At 73.0% G+C, this 21,127-nt stretch carries 21 protein-coding genes; 11 read left to right on the top strand and 10 right to left on the bottom strand.

The window, feature by feature from the left end; genetic code table 11:
* The first annotated feature begins 66 nt into the window (after positions 1-66).
* From ACFVQZ_RS29180 to ACFVQZ_RS29170, 3 genes are read left to right on the top strand one after another with little or no spacing between them, the layout of a single operon-like run.
* Positions 67-1,011 (top strand): WxL protein peptidoglycan domain-containing protein, encoded by a 945-nt coding sequence (locus tag ACFVQZ_RS29180; protein WP_383627644.1) that lies wholly within the window; start codon positions 67-69, stop codon positions 1,009-1,011.
* A 30-nt stretch (positions 1,012-1,041) separates the two neighbouring features.
* Positions 1,042-2,001 carry a GTPase Era gene (gene era, locus ACFVQZ_RS29175; RefSeq protein ID WP_030494147.1) on the top strand — a complete coding sequence of 320 codons (960 nt, stop codon included), beginning with the start codon at positions 1,042-1,044 and terminating at the stop codon, positions 1,999-2,001.
* A 53-nt stretch (positions 2,002-2,054) separates the two neighbouring features.
* Positions 2,055-2,984 carry a hypothetical protein gene (locus ACFVQZ_RS29170; protein WP_383627640.1) on the top strand — a complete coding sequence of 310 codons (930 nt, stop codon included), beginning with the start codon at positions 2,055-2,057 and terminating at the stop codon, positions 2,982-2,984.
* 1 nt (position 2,985) lies between these two features.
* On the opposite strand, the gene ACFVQZ_RS29165 is transcribed toward ACFVQZ_RS29170, so the two are convergent.
* A complete protein-coding gene (locus tag ACFVQZ_RS29165) occupies positions 2,986-3,234 on the bottom strand; it encodes a protealysin inhibitor emfourin (RefSeq protein ID WP_030494149.1) in 249 nt (82 codons plus the stop codon).
* Between the two features lie 21 nt (positions 3,235-3,255).
* Positions 3,256-4,287: a M4 family metallopeptidase gene (locus ACFVQZ_RS29160; RefSeq protein ID WP_383627637.1), complete on the bottom strand. Its 1,032-nt coding sequence runs from the start codon at positions 4,285-4,287 to the stop codon at positions 3,256-3,258.
* 297 nt (positions 4,288-4,584) lie between these two features.
* On the opposite strand from ACFVQZ_RS29160, the gene leuA reads away from it, so the two are divergent.
* From leuA to ACFVQZ_RS29145, 3 genes are all read left to right on the top strand, one after another.
* The gene (gene leuA, locus ACFVQZ_RS29155) at positions 4,585-6,348 is read left to right on the top strand and encodes a 2-isopropylmalate synthase (RefSeq protein ID WP_030494151.1); all 1,764 of its coding nucleotides are present in this window, start codon (positions 4,585-4,587) and stop codon (positions 6,346-6,348) included.
* Positions 6,349-6,586: 238 nt separating this feature from the next.
* Positions 6,587-7,954, top strand: coding sequence for a choice-of-anchor A family protein (locus ACFVQZ_RS29150; protein ID WP_383627634.1), 1,368 nt, complete (start codon positions 6,587-6,589; stop codon positions 7,952-7,954).
* Positions 7,955-8,081: 127 nt separating this feature from the next.
* Positions 8,082-8,774 carry a TerB family tellurite resistance protein gene (locus tag ACFVQZ_RS29145; protein WP_030494153.1) on the top strand — a complete coding sequence of 231 codons (693 nt, stop codon included), beginning with the start codon at positions 8,082-8,084 and terminating at the stop codon, positions 8,772-8,774.
* A gap of 70 nt (positions 8,775-8,844) precedes the next feature.
* On the opposite strand, the gene ACFVQZ_RS29140 is transcribed toward ACFVQZ_RS29145, so the two are convergent.
* The 3 genes from ACFVQZ_RS29140 to ACFVQZ_RS29130 all read right to left on the bottom strand — a co-directional run bounded on the left by ACFVQZ_RS29140 (position 8,845) and on the right by ACFVQZ_RS29130 (position 11,625).
* On the bottom strand, positions 8,845-10,212 hold the full coding sequence (locus tag ACFVQZ_RS29140) for an FAD-dependent oxidoreductase (RefSeq protein WP_383627631.1): 1,368 nt from the start codon (positions 10,210-10,212) through the stop codon (positions 8,845-8,847).
* 166 nt (positions 10,213-10,378) lie between these two features.
* Complete coding sequence (locus ACFVQZ_RS29135) at positions 10,379-11,185, bottom strand: hypothetical protein (protein WP_030494155.1); 807 nt, start codon at positions 11,183-11,185, stop codon at positions 10,379-10,381.
* Positions 11,186-11,217: 32 nt separating this feature from the next.
* A complete protein-coding gene (locus ACFVQZ_RS29130) occupies positions 11,218-11,625 on the bottom strand; it encodes a hypothetical protein (RefSeq protein ID WP_383627628.1) in 408 nt (135 codons plus the stop codon).
* Between the two features lie 650 nt (positions 11,626-12,275).
* Here ACFVQZ_RS29130 and ACFVQZ_RS29125 point away from each other — a divergent pair.
* The 3 genes from ACFVQZ_RS29125 to ACFVQZ_RS29115 all read left to right on the top strand — a co-directional run bounded on the left by ACFVQZ_RS29125 (position 12,276) and on the right by ACFVQZ_RS29115 (position 14,317).
* Complete coding sequence (locus tag ACFVQZ_RS29125; RefSeq protein WP_383627625.1) at positions 12,276-12,491, top strand: hypothetical protein; 216 nt, start codon at positions 12,276-12,278, stop codon at positions 12,489-12,491.
* 239 nt (positions 12,492-12,730) lie between these two features.
* Positions 12,731-13,480 (top strand): DNA repair protein RecO, encoded by a 750-nt coding sequence (gene recO, locus ACFVQZ_RS29120; RefSeq protein WP_030494158.1) that lies wholly within the window; start codon positions 12,731-12,733, stop codon positions 13,478-13,480.
* A gap of 12 nt (positions 13,481-13,492) precedes the next feature.
* Positions 13,493-14,317: an isoprenyl transferase gene (locus tag ACFVQZ_RS29115; protein ID WP_030494159.1), complete on the top strand. Its 825-nt coding sequence runs from the start codon at positions 13,493-13,495 to the stop codon at positions 14,315-14,317.
* A gap of 60 nt (positions 14,318-14,377) precedes the next feature.
* On the opposite strand, the gene ACFVQZ_RS29110 is transcribed toward ACFVQZ_RS29115, so the two are convergent.
* Genes ACFVQZ_RS29110 through ACFVQZ_RS29095 form a run of 4 tightly spaced genes read right to left on the bottom strand, consistent with a single transcriptional unit; the run spans position 14,378 to position 17,568 of the window.
* A complete protein-coding gene (locus ACFVQZ_RS29110; protein ID WP_030494160.1) occupies positions 14,378-14,788 on the bottom strand; it encodes a Fur family transcriptional regulator in 411 nt (136 codons plus the stop codon).
* Positions 14,789-14,847: 59 nt separating this feature from the next.
* Complete coding sequence (locus ACFVQZ_RS29105; RefSeq protein ID WP_383627621.1) at positions 14,848-15,744, bottom strand: metal ABC transporter permease; 897 nt, start codon at positions 15,742-15,744, stop codon at positions 14,848-14,850.
* 1 nt (position 15,745) lies between these two features.
* Complete coding sequence (locus tag ACFVQZ_RS29100) at positions 15,746-16,510, bottom strand: metal ABC transporter ATP-binding protein (protein ID WP_107645414.1); 765 nt, start codon at positions 16,508-16,510, stop codon at positions 15,746-15,748.
* Between the two features lie 26 nt (positions 16,511-16,536).
* A complete protein-coding gene (locus ACFVQZ_RS29095) occupies positions 16,537-17,568 on the bottom strand; it encodes a metal ABC transporter substrate-binding protein (RefSeq protein WP_383627616.1) in 1,032 nt (343 codons plus the stop codon).
* A gap of 166 nt (positions 17,569-17,734) precedes the next feature.
* On the opposite strand from ACFVQZ_RS29095, the gene ACFVQZ_RS29090 reads away from it, so the two are divergent.
* Both ACFVQZ_RS29090 and ACFVQZ_RS29085 read left to right on the top strand, forming a co-directional pair.
* Positions 17,735-19,117 (top strand): glycine--tRNA ligase, encoded by a 1,383-nt coding sequence (locus ACFVQZ_RS29090; protein WP_030494164.1) that lies wholly within the window; start codon positions 17,735-17,737, stop codon positions 19,115-19,117.
* Between the two features lie 213 nt (positions 19,118-19,330).
* Positions 19,331-19,585, top strand: coding sequence for a DUF6243 family protein (locus ACFVQZ_RS29085; RefSeq protein WP_383627613.1), 255 nt, complete (start codon positions 19,331-19,333; stop codon positions 19,583-19,585).
* A gap of 92 nt (positions 19,586-19,677) precedes the next feature.
* Here the strand turns inward: ACFVQZ_RS29085 and ACFVQZ_RS29080 are convergent, their stop codons facing one another.
* Positions 19,678-21,096 carry an MFS transporter gene (locus ACFVQZ_RS29080; RefSeq protein WP_383627610.1) on the bottom strand — a complete coding sequence of 473 codons (1,419 nt, stop codon included), beginning with the start codon at positions 21,094-21,096 and terminating at the stop codon, positions 19,678-19,680.
* Positions 21,097-21,127 lie beyond the last annotated feature (31 nt).

Raw genomic sequence — 21,127 nt, 5'->3', positions numbered from 1 at the left:
GCACACCCCGGCCGGCCCCCGGGCCGCCCCTCCCGTCCCCTCCACCGCACCCGGGGGTTCCGCACCGTGCGACGCAAGCTGTACGCCCTCCTCCTGAGCGCCGCCCTGCTGCTCCTCGGGGCCCCGGCCGCCCAGGCCGCCGACAACGGCGAATGGGCCGTGTATCCGGCCGCCGCCCGCCTCGGCGAACGCCCGTACTTCTTCCTCACCGCCGACCCCGGCACCACCCTGCGCGACCGCGTCACCGTCGCCAACAAGACCGCCGCCCCGCTCACCTTCCGGCTGTACGGCGCCGACGCCTACAACACCGAGCGCGACGGCGGCTTCGCCCTGCGCACCCTCACCGAGCGGCAGACCGGCACCGGCGCCTGGATCAGGCCCGCGCGCACCACGGTCACCGTCCCCGCCCGCTCCTCCGCCACCGTCCCCTTCACCCTCACCGTCCCCGCCGACGCCGACCCCGGCGACCACCCCGGCGCCGTCGTCGCCCTCGACGAGCGGATCACCCCCGGTGGCGGCGCCGTCGCCATGGGCGTCCAGCGGGCCGTCGGCGCCCGGGTCTACCTACGGGTCAACGGCCCGGCCGTGCCCGCACTCGCCGTCGAGGACGTCACCCTGGAGCAGGACCGGCCGGTCGTCCCCGGCACCCGGGACTCCACCGCCGTCCTCACGTACACCCTCCACAACCGCGGCAACGTCACCCTCGACCCCAAGGTCGTCCTCACCGCCGAGGGGCTCTTCGGCCGCACCCTGCTCGACCGCGACCTCGCCCAGGTGCCGTCCGAACTGCTGCCCCGGCAGCGGATCCGGCTGACCGAGCGGTGGATCGGCTCGCCGCAGCTCGACTGGGGCGAGCTCACCCTCGTCGCCACCGCGAAGGACGTCCGGGCGAGCGCCGGCGTCGGCTTCCTCGCCCTGCCCTGGCTGCTCGCCGCGGTGCTGTTCCTGGGCGCCGCCGGCGGCCTCGCCGGGTGGCGGATCCGGCGCCGCCGGACCCGGCCGGGGCACTGATGTACGTGGGGCGCCCGCTCATCGGGGACAATGGCCCCCATGAGCGTGCGCAGTGAAGAGACCGTCGAGAACACCGCCCCCCACCGGGCGGGCTTCGCCTGCTTCGTCGGGCGCCCCAACGCGGGCAAGTCCACCCTCACGAACGCTCTGGTCGGCCAGAAGGTGGCGATCACCTCCAACCGGCCCCAGACCACCCGGCACACCGTGCGCGGCATCGTGCACCGGCCGGACGCGCAGCTGATCCTGGTCGACACCCCCGGCCTCCACAAGCCGCGCACCCTCCTCGGCGAGCGGCTCAACGACGTCGTCCGCACCACCTGGGCCGAGGTCGACGTGATCGGCTTCTGCCTGCCCGCCGACCAGAAGCTCGGCCCCGGCGACCGCTTCATCGCCAAGGAGCTCGCCGAGATCAAGAAGACCCCCAAGGTCGCCATCGTCACCAAGACCGACCTGGTCGACTCCAAGACCCTCGCCGAGCAGCTGATCGCCGTCGACCAGCTCGGCCGCGAGCTCGGCATCGAGTGGGCCGAGATCGTGCCGGTCTCCGCCGTCGGCGACAAGCAGGTCCAGCTCGTCGCCGACCTGCTCATCCCGCTGCTGCCGAAGTCCCCGCCGCTCTACCCGGAGGGCGACCTCACGGACGAGCCGGAGCAGGTCATGGTCGCCGAGCTGATCCGCGAGGCCGCGCTCGAAGGCGTACGCGACGAGCTGCCGCACTCCATCGCGGTCGTGGTCGAGGAGATGATCCCCCGCGAGGGCCGCCCCGCCGACCGGCCGCTGCTCGACATCCACGCCAACGTGTACATCGAGCGCCCCAGCCAGAAGGGCATCATCATCGGCCCCAAGGGCAGCCGCCTGAAGGAGGTCGGGATGAAGTCCCGCAAGCACATCGAGGCCCTTCTCGGCACCCCGGTCTTCCTCGACCTGCACGTCAAGGTCGCCAAGGACTGGCAGCGCGACCCGAAGCAGCTGCGCCGCCTGGGCTTCTGACCCTTCTCGCCCGACCGTGGACGTGCCCTGAACCGGCGTGCCAGCATGACGCCGTGACGCAGATCAGCAAGGGGGAGGAACCCCCGGTCCCGGCCGCCCTCCCGCACGTCGGCAAGACGGCGGGCCCGGATACGGGCTCCGGCGCGGGCCCGGGTACGGGGTCCGGCGCGGGCCCGGGTACGGGTACGGGGTCCGGCGCGGGCCTCGGCAAGGGACCCGGTGCCGGTGCCCCGCTGCCGGCGCTGCCCCCGCGCCGGGTCGACGCGGCGGACGCCGGGCCGTGGGCGGAGCTGATCGCCGCCGCGCCGGCCCCCGCGCCCGGGACGGCCGAGGCCGCCGCGGCCCTCGGCGGCACGTTCGACACCCTCGTGTACACCGGCCGGGGCGACGCCCGCTTCGCCATGGAGGAGAAGCCGCCGCCCGGCTACGTCCTGGTCGAGTTCGCCCGGACCGGCACCGGCTGGTTCGACCTGCACTCCATCGACTGGAACGGCCGCGAGGCCGTCGCCCTCGGCGGCGCGGACACGCCCGGGCGGTTCGAGCAGCGGACGATGTGGTGCGACAACCTCTATCCGCTGCGCTTCCGCGTCGACTGCGGGGAGCACGACGACTGGGTGATCGTGGTCCGGCCGGTGAGCGGCGCGCGGGCGCTCGGCGCGGGCGCCACCGGACGGGGCACCCAGGTGCTGCTCCACACCGGGCCCGCCGCCGAACTCGCCGCCCGGTTCGCCCCGGACAAGAACGGCGACCTGCGGGTCGACGGCCACCGGCCGCGCCGCCCCGACGCCCCCGCCCCCTCCCCGGACGTCCTCGCGAGCGCCTACCGGAAGCCGTACGAGGACGCCCGCGTGCTGCCCGAGGGGCCCGTCCTCGTGGCGGTCGTCCGCGGGGAGGGCGCGTGGTCCCTGGAGGTCCGGGAGCCCCGGCCGGAACCCGCGCCCGCGCCCCGCGGCGGGTTCTGGAGCCGCCTGTTCGGGCGGTAGGTCAGGCGCCTTCCTCGAGGACCCTCGTCACGAGGGTCCGCTGGGCGTCCGTGAGGTGCGGGTCCGCGCACCGCACGGTCCGGCCGTCGACCGTGATCTCGTACGCGAAGCCGTCCGGGACCACCCGGACGGCCTCCGGGTCGGTGAGGACGGCGGAGGCCAGGGACTCCCACTCGGGGCCCGAGACCTCCACCTCCGCCGACCGCTCGATGCCCGCGAAACCACCCGTGCGCCGCACTCGAATCCGCATGGGCCCTGTCTATCAGCCCGCTCAGTCGACCGGCACACCCACGGCCGTCCACGCCTTGGCGACGGCCTGGAGCTCCACCGCGTCGCCGTACCGGGCCTTCGCCGCCGCCACGGTCGCCGCCGCGAACTCGGTGAACTGCGTCTCCGGGGTCAGCGCGTCGCCCGTCATGACGTCGTACCAGATCTGCCCGGCCCGCTCCCAGGCGTTGCCGCCCAGCTCGGTCGCCAGCAGGTGGAAGGCGCGGTTGGGGATGCCGGAGTTGATGTGGACGCCGCCGTTGTCCCGGCTGGTGCGCACGTAGTCGTCCATGTGGCCGGGCTGCGGGTCCTTGCCGAGGACGTCGTCGTCGTACGCGGTCCCCGGCTCCTTCATCGAGCGCAGCGCCACGCCCCGGTCGACGCCCGGGCCGAGCAGCCCGGCGCCGATCAGCCAGTCCGCCTCGGCGGCGCTCTGGCCGAGGGCGTACTGCTTGACCAGCGCGCCGAAGACGTCGGAGACGGACTCGTTGAGCGCACCGGACTGGCCGTAGTACTCCAGGTTCGCGGTGTGCTGGGTGAAGCCGTGGGCGAGTTCGTGGCCGATGACGTCGACCGGGAGGGTGAAGTCGAGGAAGAGGTCGCCGTCGCCGTCGCCGAAGACCATCTGGGTGCCGTCCCAGAAGGCGTTGGCGTAGTCCACGCCGTAGTGGACGGTCGCGTCCAGGGGCAGACCGGTCCCGTCCATCGAGTCCCGGCCGTAGACCTGCAGGAAGAGGTCGAAGGTGGCGCCGAGGCCGGCGTGGGCGCGGTTGACGGTCGCGTCCCCGACGGGGCCGTCGCCCTCGCCGCGGACCTTGCGCCCGGGCAGGGTCTCGGTGTTCTCGGCGTCGTAGACGGTGCGCTGGGGGGTGCCGGTGGGCACGGACGGCGACGGCGTGAACCGCAGGGCGGTCACCCGGCGGCGGGTGCGGAGGGCGGAGTCGGCCTGCAGGGTGCGGGCGGCGGACTCGCGGCCGTCCTGGGCCAGCTTGTCGAGGATGTGGGGCGGGACGATCGTGCAGAAGACGGAGGTCATGCCCGCAAAGGTGGCACTGCGCGACGGCTCTGTCACGAGGTGTGACGGGGATTGGCGAAATGGAGTGATGGGTCACCATCCGGGCTTGACGCCGGCGTCGTCCCGCATACTGGAACGGGACGTCCGCCTTCCCGGAGCCTGGGCTATGGTGACGAACATCATGCGTTTCGGGCTGCTTCTCCTTAGCTGCCGCGGCGAGGGCCTGTAGTCGTAGGCCGACCCCCTCCCCGCGGGTTTCGGTGTTGCGTTCGACAGTCGGCCGTCCCTTCCAAGGACACCCCCGAGGAGCCCTACGCAATGTCTCAGTCGCCCTTCGTCAGCCGCCCGACGCCGGTCACCAACGCGACGCACACCCAGAAGCCGTCCGGGATGCCGATCCACAAGTACGGCCGGTACGAGGCCGTCGAGATCCCCGACCGCACCTGGCCCGAGCAGCGGATCACCAAGGCGCCCCGCTGGCTGTCGACCGACCTGCGCGACGGCAACCAGGCCCTGATCGACCCGATGTCGCCCGCCCGCAAGCGCGAGATGTTCGACCTGCTGGTACGCCTGGGCTACAAGGAGATCGAGGTCGGCTTCCCGTCCTCCGGCGAGACCGACTTCGCCTTCGTCCGCTCCATCATCGAAGAGGGCGCGATCCCGGACGACGTCACCATCTCCGTCCTGACCCAGGCCCGCGAGGACCTGATCGAGCGGACCGTGGAGTCCCTGGTCGGCGCCAAGCGCGCCACCGTCCACCTGTACAACGCCACCGCACCGACCTTCCGCCGGGTCGTCTTCCGCGGCTCCAAGGACGACATCAAGCAGATCGCCGTCGACGGCACCCGCCTGGTGATGGAGTACGCCGAGAAGCTGCTGGGGCCGGAGACGACCTTCGGCTACCAGTACAGCCCGGAGATCTTCACCGACACCGAGCTGGACTTCGCCCTGGAGGTCTGCGAGGCGGTCTGCGACGTGTGGCAGCCCGGCCCCGGCCGCGAGATCATCCTCAACCTGCCCGCCACCGTGGAGCGTTCGACGCCGTCCACGCACGCGGACCGCTTCGAGTGGATGTCCCGCAACCTGACCCGCCGCGAGTACATCTGCCTGTCCGTGCACCCGCACAACGACCGCGGCACCGCCGTCGCCGCCGCCGAGCTGGCCCTGATGGCCGGCGCCGACCGCATCGAGGGCTGCCTGTTCGGCCAGGGCGAGCGGACCGGCAACGTCGACCTGGTCACCCTGGGCATGAACCTGTTCAGCCAGGGCGTCGACCCGCAGATCGACTTCTCGCAGATCGACGAGATCCGCCGCACCAGCGAGTACTGCAACCAGATGGAGGTCCACCCGCGCCACCCCTACGCGGGCGACCTGGTCTACACCGCCTTCTCCGGCTCCCACCAGGACGCCATCAAGAAGGGCTTCGACGCGATGGAGGCCGACGCGGCCGCCCAGGGCAAGACCGTCGACGACATCGAGTGGGCCGTCCCGTACCTGCCCATCGACCCCAAGGACGTCGGCCGTTCCTACGAGGCCGTCATCCGCGTCAACTCGCAGTCCGGCAAGGGCGGCATCGCGTACGTCCTGAAGAACGACCACAAGCTGGACCTGCCCCGCCGGATGCAGATCGAGTTCTCCCGGATCATCCAGGCCAAGACCGACGCCGAGGGCGGCGAGGTCACGCCGGCGCAGATCTGGTCCGTCTTCCAGGACGAGTACCTGCCCAACCCGGACAACGCCTGGGGGCGCATCCAGCTGCGCTCCGGCCAGTCCACCTCGGACACCGACGGCACCGACACGCTGCGCGTCGAGGCGGTCGTCGACGGCGTCGACACCGTCCTGACCGGCTCCGGCAACGGCCCGATCTCCGCCTTCTTCGACGCCCTGCAGTCGATCGGCGTGGACGCCCGCCTGCTGGACTACCAGGAGCACACCATGAGCGAGGGCGCCTCCGCGCAGGCCGCCTCGTACATCGAGTGCGCCATCGACGGACGCGTCCTGTGGGGCATCGGCATCGACGCCAACACCACCCGCGCGTCCCTGAAGGCGGTCATCTCGGCGGTCAACCGCTCGGCCCGCTGACCTCCGGAATCTCACGCTCCGCCCGGCGCCCCGTTCCCTCGGTGAGGGGACGGGGCGCCGTCGTGTGTGAGGTGCGCCACGGTTTCAGGTTCGCTTAAGGAAGATCGTGGAGACATGACGGAATCGGCGTCATATGCGGTGAGTTGACGGCACATCACGGTCTGGCGGATGGTACAGACCACTCCCCACGGGCCCCCCTTTCTCTTCCCTCCCCGCACTCCCTGACCTGGAGTTCCGCATGCGCACGTCCGCTTCCGTGGCCACCGTCCTCGCGGTGACCGGAGCCGCCCTCGCCTGGGCCCCCGCCGCATCCGCCACCACCGCCTGCGCGCCGAACCCGCTCGGCACCGCCGGGCTGTACGCGGAGTTCGTGGAGAAGGACTCGGTGCGCCACTCCGACTCCGAGGGCGCCGTCGCGGTCGGCGGCGACGCGGCGTTCGGCGACCCGAAGGCGCCCTCCGGCTTCTCCGTCGGCTACCGGCTGACCTCCGGCGACCTGGCGGAGCTCCCCGGCGGCCACAGCCTCGTGGTCGGCGGCACCCTCTCCGCCAACCAGGTCGTCCTCACCCGGGGCACCGGCATCGCCGGCAAGGTCGTGAACGCCTCCGGCGGCAAGAACTTCGGCGTCGACGGTCCGATCACCGAGGGAGCCTCCCCGGTGGACTTCGGCAAGGAGTTCACCGCCCTGCGGACCCTGTCGTCCGGCTGGGCGGGCCAGAAGCCCAACGGCACGGTCTCCGCCTCCGGCGACGGACTCTTCCTCACCGGCACCGACACCGGCCTCAACGTCTTCGCCGTGGACGCCGCCGACCTCCAGAAGGCCCGCGCCATCACCCTGGACGTGCCCGTCGGCGCCTCCACCCTGGTCAACGTGCTCGGCGCCGCGTACGACATGAGCGCGCACGCCACCTACGGCGTCTACTACAAGAACGCCTCCGGCGGCCCCGCCGTCATCGACGACTACACCGTGCCGGACGCCTACCGGACGATCCGCTCCAAGCTGCTGTGGAACTTCCCGCAGGCCACCACGGTGAAGAAGAACTACACCTCCTGGCCGGGCACGATCCTCGCCCCGAACGCCACCGTCCACCTGGGCGGCCCGGGCGTCGGCCCCGGCCACGTCAACGGCGCCGTCATCGCCGAGAACCTGGTCAGCGTGCCCGGCGCCGAGACCCACCAGATGACCTTCGCCGGCTGCCTCCCGCAGGGCGAGACCCCCGGCCCGGCCGTCACCCCGGCGCCCCCGGAGCCGACCGAGACGCCCGTCCCCACCCCGCCGGCCACCACCGCGCCGCCCGCCACCCCGGCGCCCGCCACCTCCGCGCCCGGCGCCCCCGAGACCACCGGCCCCGCGCCCTCCGCGACGCCCACCGAGGCCCCGTCCGGTGCCCCCTCCGCCACCCCCACCGAGAACGCCGGCGGCACCGAGCCGCCCGCCGCCCCCGAGGAGACCGGGACGACGCCCGCGCCGTCCCCGACCACCCCGGAGGGTGATCTCGCCTCGACCGGTTCGGCCATCGGGCCCGGCGTCATCGGGGCGGCCGTCGGCGCCGTACTGCTCGGCGGAGGCGTCCTGGCCTTCGCGAAGCGCCGTCGCCGGGCCTGAAACCCCGGTGTCGTGTCTCGGCCAGATCCGGTGCGAAGTACGGACGAGGTGCTGACGCCACATCACGGATGTGGCTAACATCACGCCAACGCACCGGCAGTGCAGCCGGACCGTTGAGGAGGTGCGCGTGCGTTCTGCCCGGAAAACACGTGGTGGGAAGCTGACCGTCTGCGGCATCCGCACCTCCTGGAACACCATCGGGGACGGCGAGTTCTTCTGCGAGGAGTGCGGCGGCGACCGCAACTACCGGCGGCGCACCGGACGCCGCCGGTTCGCCGTCCTCGGCGTCCCGCTGCTGCCCCGGGGCTGTACCGGCCCGGTCGTGGAGTGCGCCGCCTGTCAGACCCACTTCGGCACCGAGGTCCTGGAGCGGCCGACCACCGGCCGCTTCTCCGGGATGCTGCGCGACGCCGTCCACACCGTCGCCCTCGCCGTCCTCGCGGCCGGCGGCACCGGCTCCCGCGAGGTCCTGGACCGGGCCGTGCACGCCGTCCGGTCCGCCGGGTACGCCGACTGCACGGCCGTCCAGCTCGTCGACCTGGTCGAGGCGCTGGAGGCCGACACCGGCCGGTTCATGCCGGAGATCAACCCCGAGGGCGCGCTGCTCGCCATCGAGATCCACGAGGCCGTCGCCCCGCTCACCCCGCACCTGGAGCCCGCCGGGCGGGAGGCGCTGCTGCTCCAGGCGGCCCGGATCGCGCTGGCCGACGGCGGCTACAGCCCGGCCGAGCAGGAGGTCCTGGGCACCGTCGGGACGGCGCTCGGGCTGCCGCCCGAGGACGTGCTGCGCCTGCTGGCCACGGCCCGGACGGTGTCCTGAGCCGGGTCCCGGACACGGTGAAGGGGGCACCCGCCGGGTGCCCCCTTCACCGTCGCGGTGAGGTGCCGCGTCAGTCGATCGCGCCGCTGGCGCGGAGCATGTCCTCGCGCTCGACGATCTTCACGCGCTCACGGCCCTGCGGCTCGCCGAGCGCCTTCTCGGCGGCGTCCAGCTTGTACCAGCCGTCCCACGTCGTGTAGGTGAGGCCCTTCTCCTCCAGGAAGGCGACGACCGCGTCGGTCTCCGGGCTGGCCGGGGTGAGGAGCCGGCCGGCCGCGAAGTCCTCCAGGAGGTTGGCGACCGTCTCGTTGGCGTCGCCCTTGGTGTGGCCGATGAGGCCGACCGGGCCGCGGCGGATCCAGCCCGTGACGTAGGTGGAGGCCATGTGCTCCTCGCCCTCCATCACCCGGCCGCCCTGGTCCGGGACGGTGCCGCTGACGGTGTCCCAGGGGAGCTTGGGCAGCTCGTCGGAGAGGTAGCCGACGGCGCGGTACACGGACTGCACGTCCCAGTCGGTGGTGACGCCGGTGCCCTTCACGTTGCCGGTGCCGTCGAGCTCGGTGCGCTCGGTGCGCAGGCCGACGACCTCGCCGTTCTCGCCGAGGATCTCGACGGGCGACTCGAAGAAGTGCAGGAAGAGCTTGTGCGGGCGGTCGCCGACGTCGCGGATCGCCCAGTTCTCCAGGGTCTTGGCGACCATGTCGGTCTGCTTGTTCTTGCGGCGCTCGGCGATCGAGCCCTCGTCGTAGTCGATGTCCTCGGGGTTGACGATGACCTCGATGTTCGGCGAGTGGTCGAGCTCGCGCAGCTCCATGGGGCTGAACTTGGCCTGCGCCGGGCCGCGGCGGCCGAAGACGTGGATCTCGACGGCCTTGTTGGCCTTCAGGCCCTCGTGGACGTTGGCCGGGATCTCGGTCGGCAGCAGCTCCTCGGCGGTCTTGGCGAGGATGCGGGCGACGTCGAGGGCCACGTTGCCGACGCCGAGGACGGCGACCTTCTCGGCGGAGAGGTCCCAGGTGCGCGGGACGTCCGGGTGGCCGTCGTACCAGGAGGCGAAGTCGGCGGCGCCGAAGGAGCCCTTGAGGTCGACGCCGGGGATCTTCAGCTCGCGGTCGAACATGGCGCCGGTGGAGAAGACCACCGCGTCGTAGAAGGAGCGCAGGTCGTCGAGGTGGATGTCGGTGCCGTAGTTCACGTTGCCGAAGAGGCGGACCTGCGGCTTGTCGAGGACCTGGTGGAGGGCGGTGATGATGCCCTTGATCCGCGGGTGGTCGGGGGCGACGCCGTAGCGGATGAGGCCGAAGGGGGCCGGCATCCGCTCGAAGATGTCGATGGACACGCCCGGCTCGGCGGCGGTGTCGGACTTCAGCAGCGCGTCGGCGGCGTAGATGCCGGCGGGGCCGGCGCCGACGATCGCGACCCGGAGGGGGCGGGGCATGACTGGGTTCCCTTCGCAAACGGGGTGCGGCGGAGCCGCCGACACTTAGGCCACCCTAATTAACCCCGCGGGCGAGGTGGTACCCGACCCCGGTCTATGCCCCCATAAGGCCAGCTTATGACTTCTCAAAGGCAAGGCTGGGGGCGGGGGTGCCGGGCGTCGGGCGTCAGTCGATGAGGAAGCCCACCGCCAGCGCGCCGTTCAGCAGGGCGAGGAGGGCGCCGCCGATGAGCAGGACCGGGCCGGAGAGCGTGTTCGCGAACTGGGTGAACGGAGTGGACAGCACCAGCACGTCGGCCGGGTTCCCCGGCGGGTGGGCCACCGTGAGCGCGGGGCCGGCGTCGGGGTGCGAGAAGCAGCGGTAGTCGCCGGTCCCGTCCGGAAAGAAGTAGCCCCCCGGGGTCGTGGCCCGGACGGCGGTCACCGTGACGCCGCGCTCGGTCAGGAACCGCTCCCGCCGGGCGCGCACCGTCCCGTACGTGCCGCAGCAGAGGGACAGCCAGGCGAGCCCGCCGAGCGGGATCAGGAAGAAGAGCAGCTCCCCCTCGCCCAGCACGGCGGCGAGGACGCACAGGGCGACGAACACCAGGAACGAGCCGAGCACGCCCCGCCAGAACCGGCGGCGGAAGGTGCTCCACCAGGTCGGCGCCAGCGAGCGGATCAGCGCGAACGGGGTCCCGTCGACGTCGTCGCTGTCCGTCCGGTTCGCCAGGATCGCGTTGACCCCCTCGGCGAAGCGGACGGCGTCCGCCGCGTCCACGTCGTCGATCCGGTGGACGCGCGGGGTCGTCCCCGCCTTCGCCCGCAGCTCGATCAGGACCGAGCGTCCCTCGGCGCGTATCCGGCCGAGACCGTCGGGGGTGAAGGTGATCTGCTCGCGCGGAAGGTCCAGGACCAGGCCCAGGTCTTCGGCGGTCAGGACGGCCCCGCCCCGGCCGCGCAGCACCGGGAGGGAGGAGATGGGGTTCGGCATGGGCATGATCGTAGAGCCGGCCGCCGCCCCGGTCAGCCCCTCGGGCCGCCGTCCCCCCGGCCCCTGCGGGGGAGGAGCGCGGCGAGGGCCGCGGCGATCCCCGGACGGCGGGGCCGGGGCGGCTCCGCGGGGCGGGGCGCGCTGGTCGTGACCAGGGCGGCGCCGTCGGGCGCGGGGACGGCGGGGAGGGCGGCGGTCACGGCGTCCGCGAAGGCGAGCGCGGCGGCCTCGTCGACGCCGGTGACCCGGTAGATCGTCGGCTCGTGGGTGCCGGAGGCCGTCAGCACGATCGCGACGGACGGCCCCTCGGCGTGCACGAACGAGATCGCCGGCAGCGGTATGTGGTGTTCCTTGCCGGGGCGGCGCAGGGTCACCGGGCCGCCCGCGAAGTGGAGAACCGATTCGCCACCGTGCAGGACCAGAGAGGGGGTGGCCGTCATCGTCCGTGTTCCTCCGCCGCCGCGCCGTCGGTCGGACCCGGGGCGCCGCCGGGCGACGGGACGGCGCTCCCGCCGATCGTAGGGGTACGGACCGCCCCGCACCACGTCCGGGGCGCCCGGCGCGGCGCGCGCCCCGGCGTGCGCCGGAGCGAAGGCGGGGGCGAACGTGAGGCGAAAGCGGGGGCGGACGCGCGGGCGGACCCGCGGCCCCGGGAACAATTCCGCACCCACCCCGGCACGGCCGTTCGACTTTCCCCCGGATTTACGGGACTTCACCGGGCGCCGAATTCCGCGCGCGGGCGGGTCCGGGGCCGGTGGCGTGCGGGAACGCCCGAACTCCCCTGGGCGGCCCCGTGATTCCGCGGCACGCGGATCAGCCGGGAGCGGGGAGGCGGGAAATGGATTCGGAAAGGCATACGTTGGTGAGGAAGACACCAGGAGAGAACGACCACGGGGGAAGTGGGAGCGGTACGGCACACGGAGCCGGAAATGCGCGGGAACGGCGTCGGCGGGAATGCCCGCCCGCCCGGGACCCGGCGTCCGGCCCCGGGCCCCGCCCTCCCCGCGGCCGCTCGTTCGCACAGGGACACCGCACGGCGGACCCGCCCGGCGCACCGCCGGGCCCGGACCGCCGGGGAGGAGGGCCGGTCATGACACTGCCGATCGGGGCGTACGTCGTGGAGATCAGCACCGGACGGGTCGCGAGGGTGATGGGCCACGAGGGCCCCTACGTCCAGATCCGCCCGCTCGGCGGCGGACGCGAGTGGGACGTGCCGCCCGAGGAACTCCGCGAGGCCACCTCCACCGAGCGCCTCCGCGCCGCCACGGCCCACGCCAACGCCCGAAGCCGCGGCGAAGTCCCCTGACCCCCGGGGCCGGCCCCCGTCCCCCGTTCCCCCTCGCGCCTCCGCACCCCCGGTCCCCCGACCTCACCCCTGGCCCTCCGGCCCGCCACCGGCCCCTTCGCCTCAGCCCCCGCCCGCCCTCGGCCCCGGCCCGGCCCCCGAACCCGGACCCCTGGGCCCATGCGCCCCCGGCCCCGCCCCAGGGGCGTCCAGGGCCCGGGCGGGTCGGCGGAGGGTGGGCGTGCGGGAGAATGGGGGGCATGAGTCTGTTCCGCGACGACGGCATCGTGCTGCGCACCCAGAAGCTGGGGGAAGCGGACCGCATCATCACGATCCTGACCCGCGGGCACGGACGGGTGCGGGCCGTCGCGCGCGGGGTGCGGCGGACCAAGTCGAAGTTCGGGGCACGGCTCGAACCGTTCTCCCACGTGGACGTGCAGTTCTTCGCCCGCGGCAGCGAGCTGGTCGGCCGCGGCCTGCCGCTCTGCACCCAGAGCGAGACCATCGCGGCGTACGGCGGCGGCATCGTCACCGACTACGCCCGCTACACCGCCGGCACCGCCATGCTGGAGACGGCCGAGCGCTTCACCGACCACGAGGGCGAGCCGGCCGTGCAGCAGTACCTGCTGCTCGTCGGCGGGCTGCGGACCCTCGCCCGCGGCGAGCACGCCCCCCACCTGATCCTCGACGCCTTCCTGCTCCGCTCCCTCGCCGTCAACGGCTACGCGCCGTCCTTCTCGGACTGCGCCCGCTGCGGACTCGACGGGCCGAACCGGTTCTTCTCGGTCGCGGCGGGCGGCGTCATCTGCGGCGACTGCCGGGTGCCCGGCAGCGTCGTACCCTCGGCGGAGGCCATCGGCCTGCTCAGCGCGCTGCTCACCGGCGACTGGGCGACGGCGGACGCGTGCGAGCCCCGTCACGTCAGGGAGGGCAGCGGGCTCGTGTCCGCCTATCTGCACTGGCACCTGGAGCGCGGCCTGCGCTCCCTGCGGTACGTAGAGAAGAGCTAGGAGATCCATCGCATGGCCATCGCACGACTCCTCGGGCGCCAGCGCCGGGAGTACAGGACCCCCGAGCCGCACCCGTCCGGCGCCCGGCCGCCGAAGCTCCAGCCGGAGCTCGTGCCGCAGCACGTCGCGATCGTCATGGACGGCAACGGCCGCTGGGCGAAGGAGCGCGGGCTGCCGCGCACCGAGGGCCACAAGGTCGGCGCCGAGCAGGTCCTCGACGTGCTCCAGGGCGCGATCGAGATGGGCGTCGGCGCGATCTCGCTCTACGCCTTCTCCACCGAGAACTGGAAGCGCTCCCCCGAGGAGGTGCGCTTCCTGATGAACTTCAACCGCGACTTCATCCGCAAGACCCGCGACCAGCTCGACGAGCTCGGCGTCCGGGTCCGCTGGGTGGGCCGCATGCCGAAGCTGTGGAAGTCGGTCGCCAAGGAGCTCCAGGTCGCCCAGGAGCAGACCAAGGACAACACGAAGCTGACGCTGTACTTCTGCATGAACTACGGCGGGCGCGCCGAGCTCACGGACGCGGCGCAGGCGCTCGCCGAGGACGTGAAGGCGGGCCGGCTCGACCCGGCGAAGATCACCGAGAAGACGATCCAGAAGTACCTGTACTACCCGGACATGCCGGACGTCGACCTGTTCCTGCGGCCCAGCGGCGAGCAGCGCACCTCCAACTACCTGATCTGGCAGAGCGCGTACGCCGAGCTGGTCTTCCAGGACGTGCTGTGGCCCGACTTCGACCGCCGCGACCTGTGGCGCGCGTGCGTGGAGTTCGCCCAGCGCGACCGCCGCTTCGGCGGCGTCGACCCGGCGGACCTCGCCGTGCTCGACAAGGCGTGACCTGACAGACACGGGGGCCCGCACCGGACGATCCGGTGCGGGCCCCTCGGGTATGTCAGGTCACTTCGCCGCGCACTCCGCGCAGGTGCCGAAGATCTCGACGGTGTGCGCCACGTTCACGAAGCCGTGCTCGGCCGCGACCGCCTCGGCCCACTGCTCCACCATCGGCCCCTCGACCTCGACGGCCTTGCCGCAGGCGCGGCAGACGAGGTGGTGGTGGTGGTCGTCGGACGCGCAGCGGCGGTAGACCGTCTCCCCGTCGCTGGTGCGCAGCGCGTCCACCTCGCCGGCGTCGGCCAGCGACTGGAGGGTGCGGTAGACGGTGGTCAGGCCGACGGAGTCGCCGCGGTGCTTGAGCATGTCGTGCAGCTCCTGGGCGCTGCGGAACTCGTCCACCTCGCTCAGCGCTGCCGCCACCGCGGCCCGCTGTTTCGTCGAGCGGCCGCGTACGGGGGGTCCTGCCGTCGCCACGGGGGCCTCCTTGATGTATCCGTTGCCCCCGCCATTCTGCCAGTACCCCCTGGGCCGGATCAGACGTTGACGTCGTCCGTGGCCCGCCGGCTGCCCGGGACGCAGCGGGCGTCGCACTCCTCGGTGGCCCGCGCGTCGGCCTTCGCCCGCCGCTTGGCGAGCGGCGCGGCCAGCAGCGTCAGCAGGACGAAGACCCCGATCGCGTACAGGACGATCGTCGCGCCGGGCGGGACGTCCTGGTAGTACGAGGTGACCGTGCCGGCCAGGGTGACGGCGACGCCCGTCGCCACGGCGAGGACGAAGGTCGCCCGGAAGGACTTCGACAGCTGCTGGGCCGCCGCGACCGGGACCACCATCAGCGCGCTGACCAGCAGCAGGCCGACGACCCGCATGGCGACGGTGACGGTGACGGCGGCGGTGACGGCGATCAGCAGGTTGAGCATCCGCACCGGAAGGCCGGTGACGCGGGCGAACTCCTCGTCCTGGCTGACCGCGAAGAGCTGCCGGCGCAGGCCGACCGTGACCAGCACGACGAAGGCCGCGAGGACGCTGATGGCGGTGACGTCCTCGGCGGAGACCGTGGACAGCGAGCCGAAGAGGTACGAGCTGAGGTTGGCGTTGGAGCCGGTCGGCGCGAGGTTGATCAGCAGGACGCCGCCCGCCATGCCGCCGTAGAAGAGCAGCGCGAGCGCGAGGTCGCCGCGGGTCTTGCCGTACGCCCGGATCAGCTCCATCGCGACCGAGCCGGCGACGGCGACCAGGGTGGCCATCCAGACCGGGCTGGAGTTCAGCAGGAAGCCGAGGCCGACACCGGTCATGGCGACGTGCCCGATGCCGTCGCCCATGAGCGCCTGCCGGCGCTGGACGAGGTAGATGCCGACGGCGGGCGCGGTGATGCCGACGAGCACGGCCGCGAGCAGCGCCCGCTGCATGAAGGCGGGTTCGAGGAAGTCCATGTCAGGTCAGCAGTCCCGTGCGGAGCGGCTCGCCGGCCGCGTGCGGATGTACGTGGTCGTGGCCGGGCAGCGCGTGCTGGCCGAGCGCCTCGGGCGGCGGGCCGTCGTGGACGACGCAGCCGTCGCGCAGCACGATCGCCCGGTCGATGAGGGGCTCCAGGGGGCCCAGCTCGTGCAGGACGAGAAGGACCGACGTCCCGCCGGCGACCTGCTCGCGCAGGGTCGAGGCGAGGACCTCCTGGCTGGCGAGGTCCACGCCGGCCATCGGCTCGTCCATGATCAGCAGCTCGGGTTCGGAAGCGAGCGCGCGGGCGATGAGGACCCGCTGGTGCTGGCCGCCGGAGAGCGCGGAGACCGAGTCGCCGGCGCGGTCGGCGAGGCCGACCAGCTCCAGGGCCCGCTGGACGGCGGCCTTGTCGGCCTTGCCGGGCAGGCCGAAGCGGCGGCGGGCGAGCCGGCCGGAGGAGACGACCTCGCGGACGGTGGCGGGCACGCCGGAGGCGGCGGTGGTGCGCTGGGGGACGTAGCCGACCCGGGCCCAGTCGCGGAACCGCCTCCGGTCGGTGCCGAACAGCTCGATCGTGCCGCCGGTCAGCGGGACCTGGCCGATGATCGCGCGGATGGCGGTGGACTTGCCGGAGCCGTTGGCGCCGAGCAGGGCGGCGACCTCACCGCGGCGGACGGTGAGGTCGACGCCCCGGAGGACGGGGCGGGCGCCGAGGGCCGCCGTGGCTCCACGGACGGAAAGGACGGGCTCGTCGCTCACGGGTGCCTCCTGCGTGCGGGGGTGGATCACTTGGCGCCGAGGGCCTTCTTCAGCGCGGCGAGGTTGGACCGCATGACCTCGATGTAGTCATCGCCCCGGGACGCGTCCGTGATTCCCTCCAGCGGGTCGAGCACGTCGGTCTTCAGACCGGTGTCGGCGGCGAGGGTCTTCGCGGTCTTGTCGCTGGCGAGGGTCTCGAAGAAGACGGTGGTGACCTTGTCGGCCTTCGCGACGTCCTGGAGCTCCTTGATGCGGGCGGGGCTCGGCTCGGACTCGGGGTCCATGCCGGAGATGCCCTCCTGGTCCAGGTGGTAGCGCTCGGCGAGGTAGCCGAAGGCGGAGTGGGTGGTGATGAAGGTGCGGGTGGCGGTGTTCTTGAGGCCGGTCTCGAACTCGGTGTCCAGCGCGCCGAGCTTCTTCACCAGGGCGTCGGTGTTCTTCTCGTAGTCCGCCGCGTGGTCCGGGTCGGCCTTGGCGAAGGCGGCGCCGATGCCCTTGGCGACCTCGGCGTACTTCACGGGGTCGAGCCAGACGTGGGGGTCGTTCCCGGCCTCGGAGCCGTGGTCGTGGCCCTCGTGGGACTCCTCGCCGGCGTGCTCCTCGCCCGCGTGCTCCTCGCCGGCGTGGGACTCCTCGGCGGCGTGGTCGTGGCCCTCGTGGCCTTCGCCGGCCCCGGTGCCGTGGGCTTCGAGGGTGGTGAGAGTGGCGGCGTCGACCGTGTGCGTGACGCCGGCCTGGGCGATGGCCTCGTCGACGGCGGGCTGGATGCCCTTGAGGTAGAGGAGCACGTCGGCGTCGGCGAGCTCGCCGATCTGCCGGGGCTTCAGCTCCAGGTCGTGGGGTTCGACGCCGGGCTTGGTGAGGGTCTGGACGGCCACGTGGCCGCCGCCTATCTGCTCGGCCAGGTACTGCATGGGGTAGAACGACGCGATGACGTCCAGCTTGCCGTCCGCCCGGTCGGCGGCCGAGGAGCTTCCCCCGCAGGCGGAGAGGGTGACGAGGCCGAGGGTGACGGCTCCGGCGACGGCGGTGGTGGGTATCAGACGGCGTACGTTCATGACACTCATTTTCAACAAAAGTGGAAACGGTTGTCAATTGCCCGAACTGTGGTACCGGCCACGCCCGCCCCGCCGGGAGCCGGCCGCCGAACCGATTTGATACGGGGGGTGCGGGCGCCGGTAACCTGTGGCATTCGCACTTCGTCGTCGTAATGAAGAGAGCACCGTGGCCGCCGACAAGATCGACACCATCGTCAGCCTGAGCAAGCGCCGTGGCTTCGTTTTCCCCTGCAGTGAGATCTACGGCGGTCAGCGCGCCGCCTGGGACTACGGGCACCTGGGCGTCGAGCTCAAGGAGAACATCAAGCGCCAGTGGTGGCGTTACATGGTCACCTCGCGCGAGGACGTCGTCGGCATCGACTCGTCGGTCATCCTGGCGACCGAGGTCTGGGAGGCCTCCGGTCACGTCGCGACCTTCACCGACCCCCTGACCGAGTGCACCTCCTGCCACAAGCGCTTCCGCGCCGACCACCTGGAGGAGGCGTACGAGGAGAAGCACGGCCGCCTCCCCGAGAACGGCCTCGCCGACCTCAACTGCCCCAACTGCGGCAACAAGGGCACCTTCACCGAGCCCAAGAACTTCTCCGGCCTGCTCTCCACCCACCTCGGCCCGACCCAGGACTCCGGCTCCATCGCCTACCTGCGTCCCGAGACCGCCCAGGGCATCTTCACCAACTTCGCCCAGGTGCAGACGACCGCGCGCAAGAAGCCCCCGTTCGGCATCGCGCAGATGGGCAAGTCCTTCCGGAACGAGATCACTCCGGGCAACTTCATCTTCCGGACCCGCGAGTTCGAGCAGATGGAGATGGAGTTCTTCGTCAAGCCGGGCGAGGACGAGCAGTGGCAGGAGTACTGGATGCAGCAGCGCTGGAACTGGTACACCGGCCTCGGCCTGCGCGAGGAGAACATGCGCTGGTACGAGCACCCGCAGGAGAAGCTGTCCCACTACTCGAAGCGCACCGCCGACATCGAGTACCGCTTCCAGTTCGGCGGCAGCGAGTGGGGTGAGCTGGAGGGCGTCGCCAACCGCACCGACTACGACCTCTCCGCGCACGCCAAGGCGTCCGGCGCCAACCTGATGTTCCACGAGCAGGAGAGCGGCGAGCGCTACACGCCGTACGTCATCGAGCCCGCCGCCGGCGTCGGCCGCACCATGCTCGCCTTCATGCTCGACGCGTACACCGAGGACGAGGCCCCCAACGCCAAGGGCGTCATGGAGAAGCGCGTCGTCATGCGCCTCGACCACCGCCTGGCCCCGGTCAAGGCCGCGGTGCTGCCGCTCTCCCGCAACCCGCAGCTCTCCCCGAAGGCCAAGGGCCTCGCGGCGGACCTGCGGCAGAACTGGAACATCGACTTCGACGACGCCGGCGCCATCGGCCGCCGCTACCGCCGCCAGGACGAGATCGGCACCCCGTTCTGCATCACCGTCGACTTCGACACCCTCGACGACAACGCCGTGACCGTCCGCGAGCGCGACACCATGAAGCAGGAGCGCGTCTCCCTGGACCAGATCCAGGGCTACCTGGCCGCCCGCCTGATCGGCTGCTGACCCGGACCCGCGCGTACGGCGGAGCCCCCGGTCCCGAGAGCGGGACCGGGGGCTCTCCCGTGCCCCGGGCCGGAAAAACCGGATGCCCCGGGCCCGGCCGCCCCGCTAGCGTGCGGGGCATGCACGCACACCTCCCGATCTACGAGTGAGAGCGGTGCCGCTCCGGCGGACCACCGACGACCCACCGCACACCTCACCGAAGGGGAGAACCCCATGGCCAAGGGCCGCAACAACCTCCTCGGCGTCGGCGGACAGCGCAAGAAGCTGTCCCGCGCCGACCAGCAGGGCGCGCAGCGCGACCGCGCCGCCGACCGCCGCACGGCGGACGAGAAGAAGCAGGACCTCCTGAAGAAGATGCGCGAGCGCAGCCGGAGCGCGGAAAGCGGTGACAGCGCGGACACCGCTGCCACCGCAGACAGCGCCGCCGGCGCTGCCACCGCTGACTCCGCAGGCACCTCCGCGGAGTAGGACCCGGGGCGAAGGGCCCGGGCCGCCCATGCGCGGCCCGGGCCCTTCGTCGTACCCCGGGCCCGCCGCCCCACGCGGCCGGCCGGGGCCCCTCAGCCCGCCGCTCGCGGCAGCCGGAGGGCGTACAGGCCGGTCAGCAGGGCCAGGCCCAGCTGGACCAGCAGCGTCGTCGCCAGCGCCGTCCCCACGGAGCCCGAGGCCGCCAGCGACAGGAAGAGCGAGCCCAGCGTCGCCACGCCCAGCGCCAGCGCCGCCTGCTGGGTCGTCACCATCACCCCGCTGCCCACGCCCGCGCGCTCCGCCGGGACCTCGGACAGCACCACCCGGAACAGCACCGGCAGCTGGAGCCCCTGCCCCAGTCCCGCCACCGCCATCCCCGGCGCCAGCGTCCACGGCGTGACGTCCGGCCAGGAGTGCCAGGCCGTCCACGCCAGCATCCCCAGCCCGGCCGCCTGCACCACCGCGCCCGCCGGGATCACCCGGGTCCCCCAGCGGGCCACCAGCCGGGGACCGGCCAGCGAGGCGCCGAAGAAGGCCAGCGCCATCGGCGCGAGGGCCGCGCCCGACGCGACCGGGCCCAGCGCGAGACCCTGCTGCAGCGCCACCGCGATCACCAGCATGAAGCCGCCGAAGCCGCCGGACAGCGGCAGCACCAGCACCAGGCCCCGGCGCAGCGGCGTCAGCCGCAGCAGCGACGGCGGGACCAGCGGGGTGCCGCCCGCGCGCTCCACCCGCCGCTCGGTCCGCCAGAACACCGCCGCCGCCACCGGGAACGCCGCCAGCGCCCCCCACGCCCACACGGGCCAGCCCGCCGCCCGGCCCTCCGTCAGCGGGACGAGCAGCGCGGCGAGCGCGACGGCCAGCAGCACCGTGCCCCGCACGTCCAGGGGCGCCGGAGCCGCCGCCCGGGTCTCCGGGACCGCCCGCAGCGCCGCCGGCAGCACCGCCAGGATCACCGGTACGTTCACCAGGAACGCGGCCCGCCAGCCGAGCCCCGCCACGTCCGCCGCGACCAGCAGGCCGCCCAGCATCTGGCCGGAGACGAACGCGAGGCCGTTGGTCGCCCCGTACAGCCCGAGCGCCCGGGCCCGGCGGGCTCCCGTCGTCGAGGAGTGAAGGGTCGCGAGCACCTGCGGCAGCAGCAGCGCCGCCGCGGCACCCTGTGCCACCCGGGCGGCGACCAGGCTCCACGCCGTCGGCGCCACCCCGCACAGCAGCGACGTCACGCCGAAGGCCAGCAGGCCCGCCAGGAAGAGCCGGCGCCGGCCGAACAGGTCCCCGAGCCGGCCGCCGAGCACCAGCAGCACCGCGTACGCCAGCCCGTACCCGGCGACCACCAGCTCCAGCACGGTCTCGTCCGCGCCGAGGTCCTGCCCGATCGACGGCAGGGCCACGTTGACGATGAAGAAGTCGACGAGGGGCAGCGCCGCCCCCAGCAGGACGGTGCACAGGCCCAGCGGGCCGAGGGCGGGCGCGGGCGGCCGGGCGGCCCGGGTCGTTGTCGTGGTCACCCCCCGACGATCGGCCGCCCGCCCGCCTGGT

The sequence above is a fragment of the Streptomyces sp. NPDC057854 genome (assembly GCF_042797055.1).
GTDB lineage: Bacteria > Actinomycetota > Actinomycetes > Streptomycetales > Streptomycetaceae > Streptomyces.
This window is presented reverse-complemented; position numbering and strand designations above follow the sequence as displayed.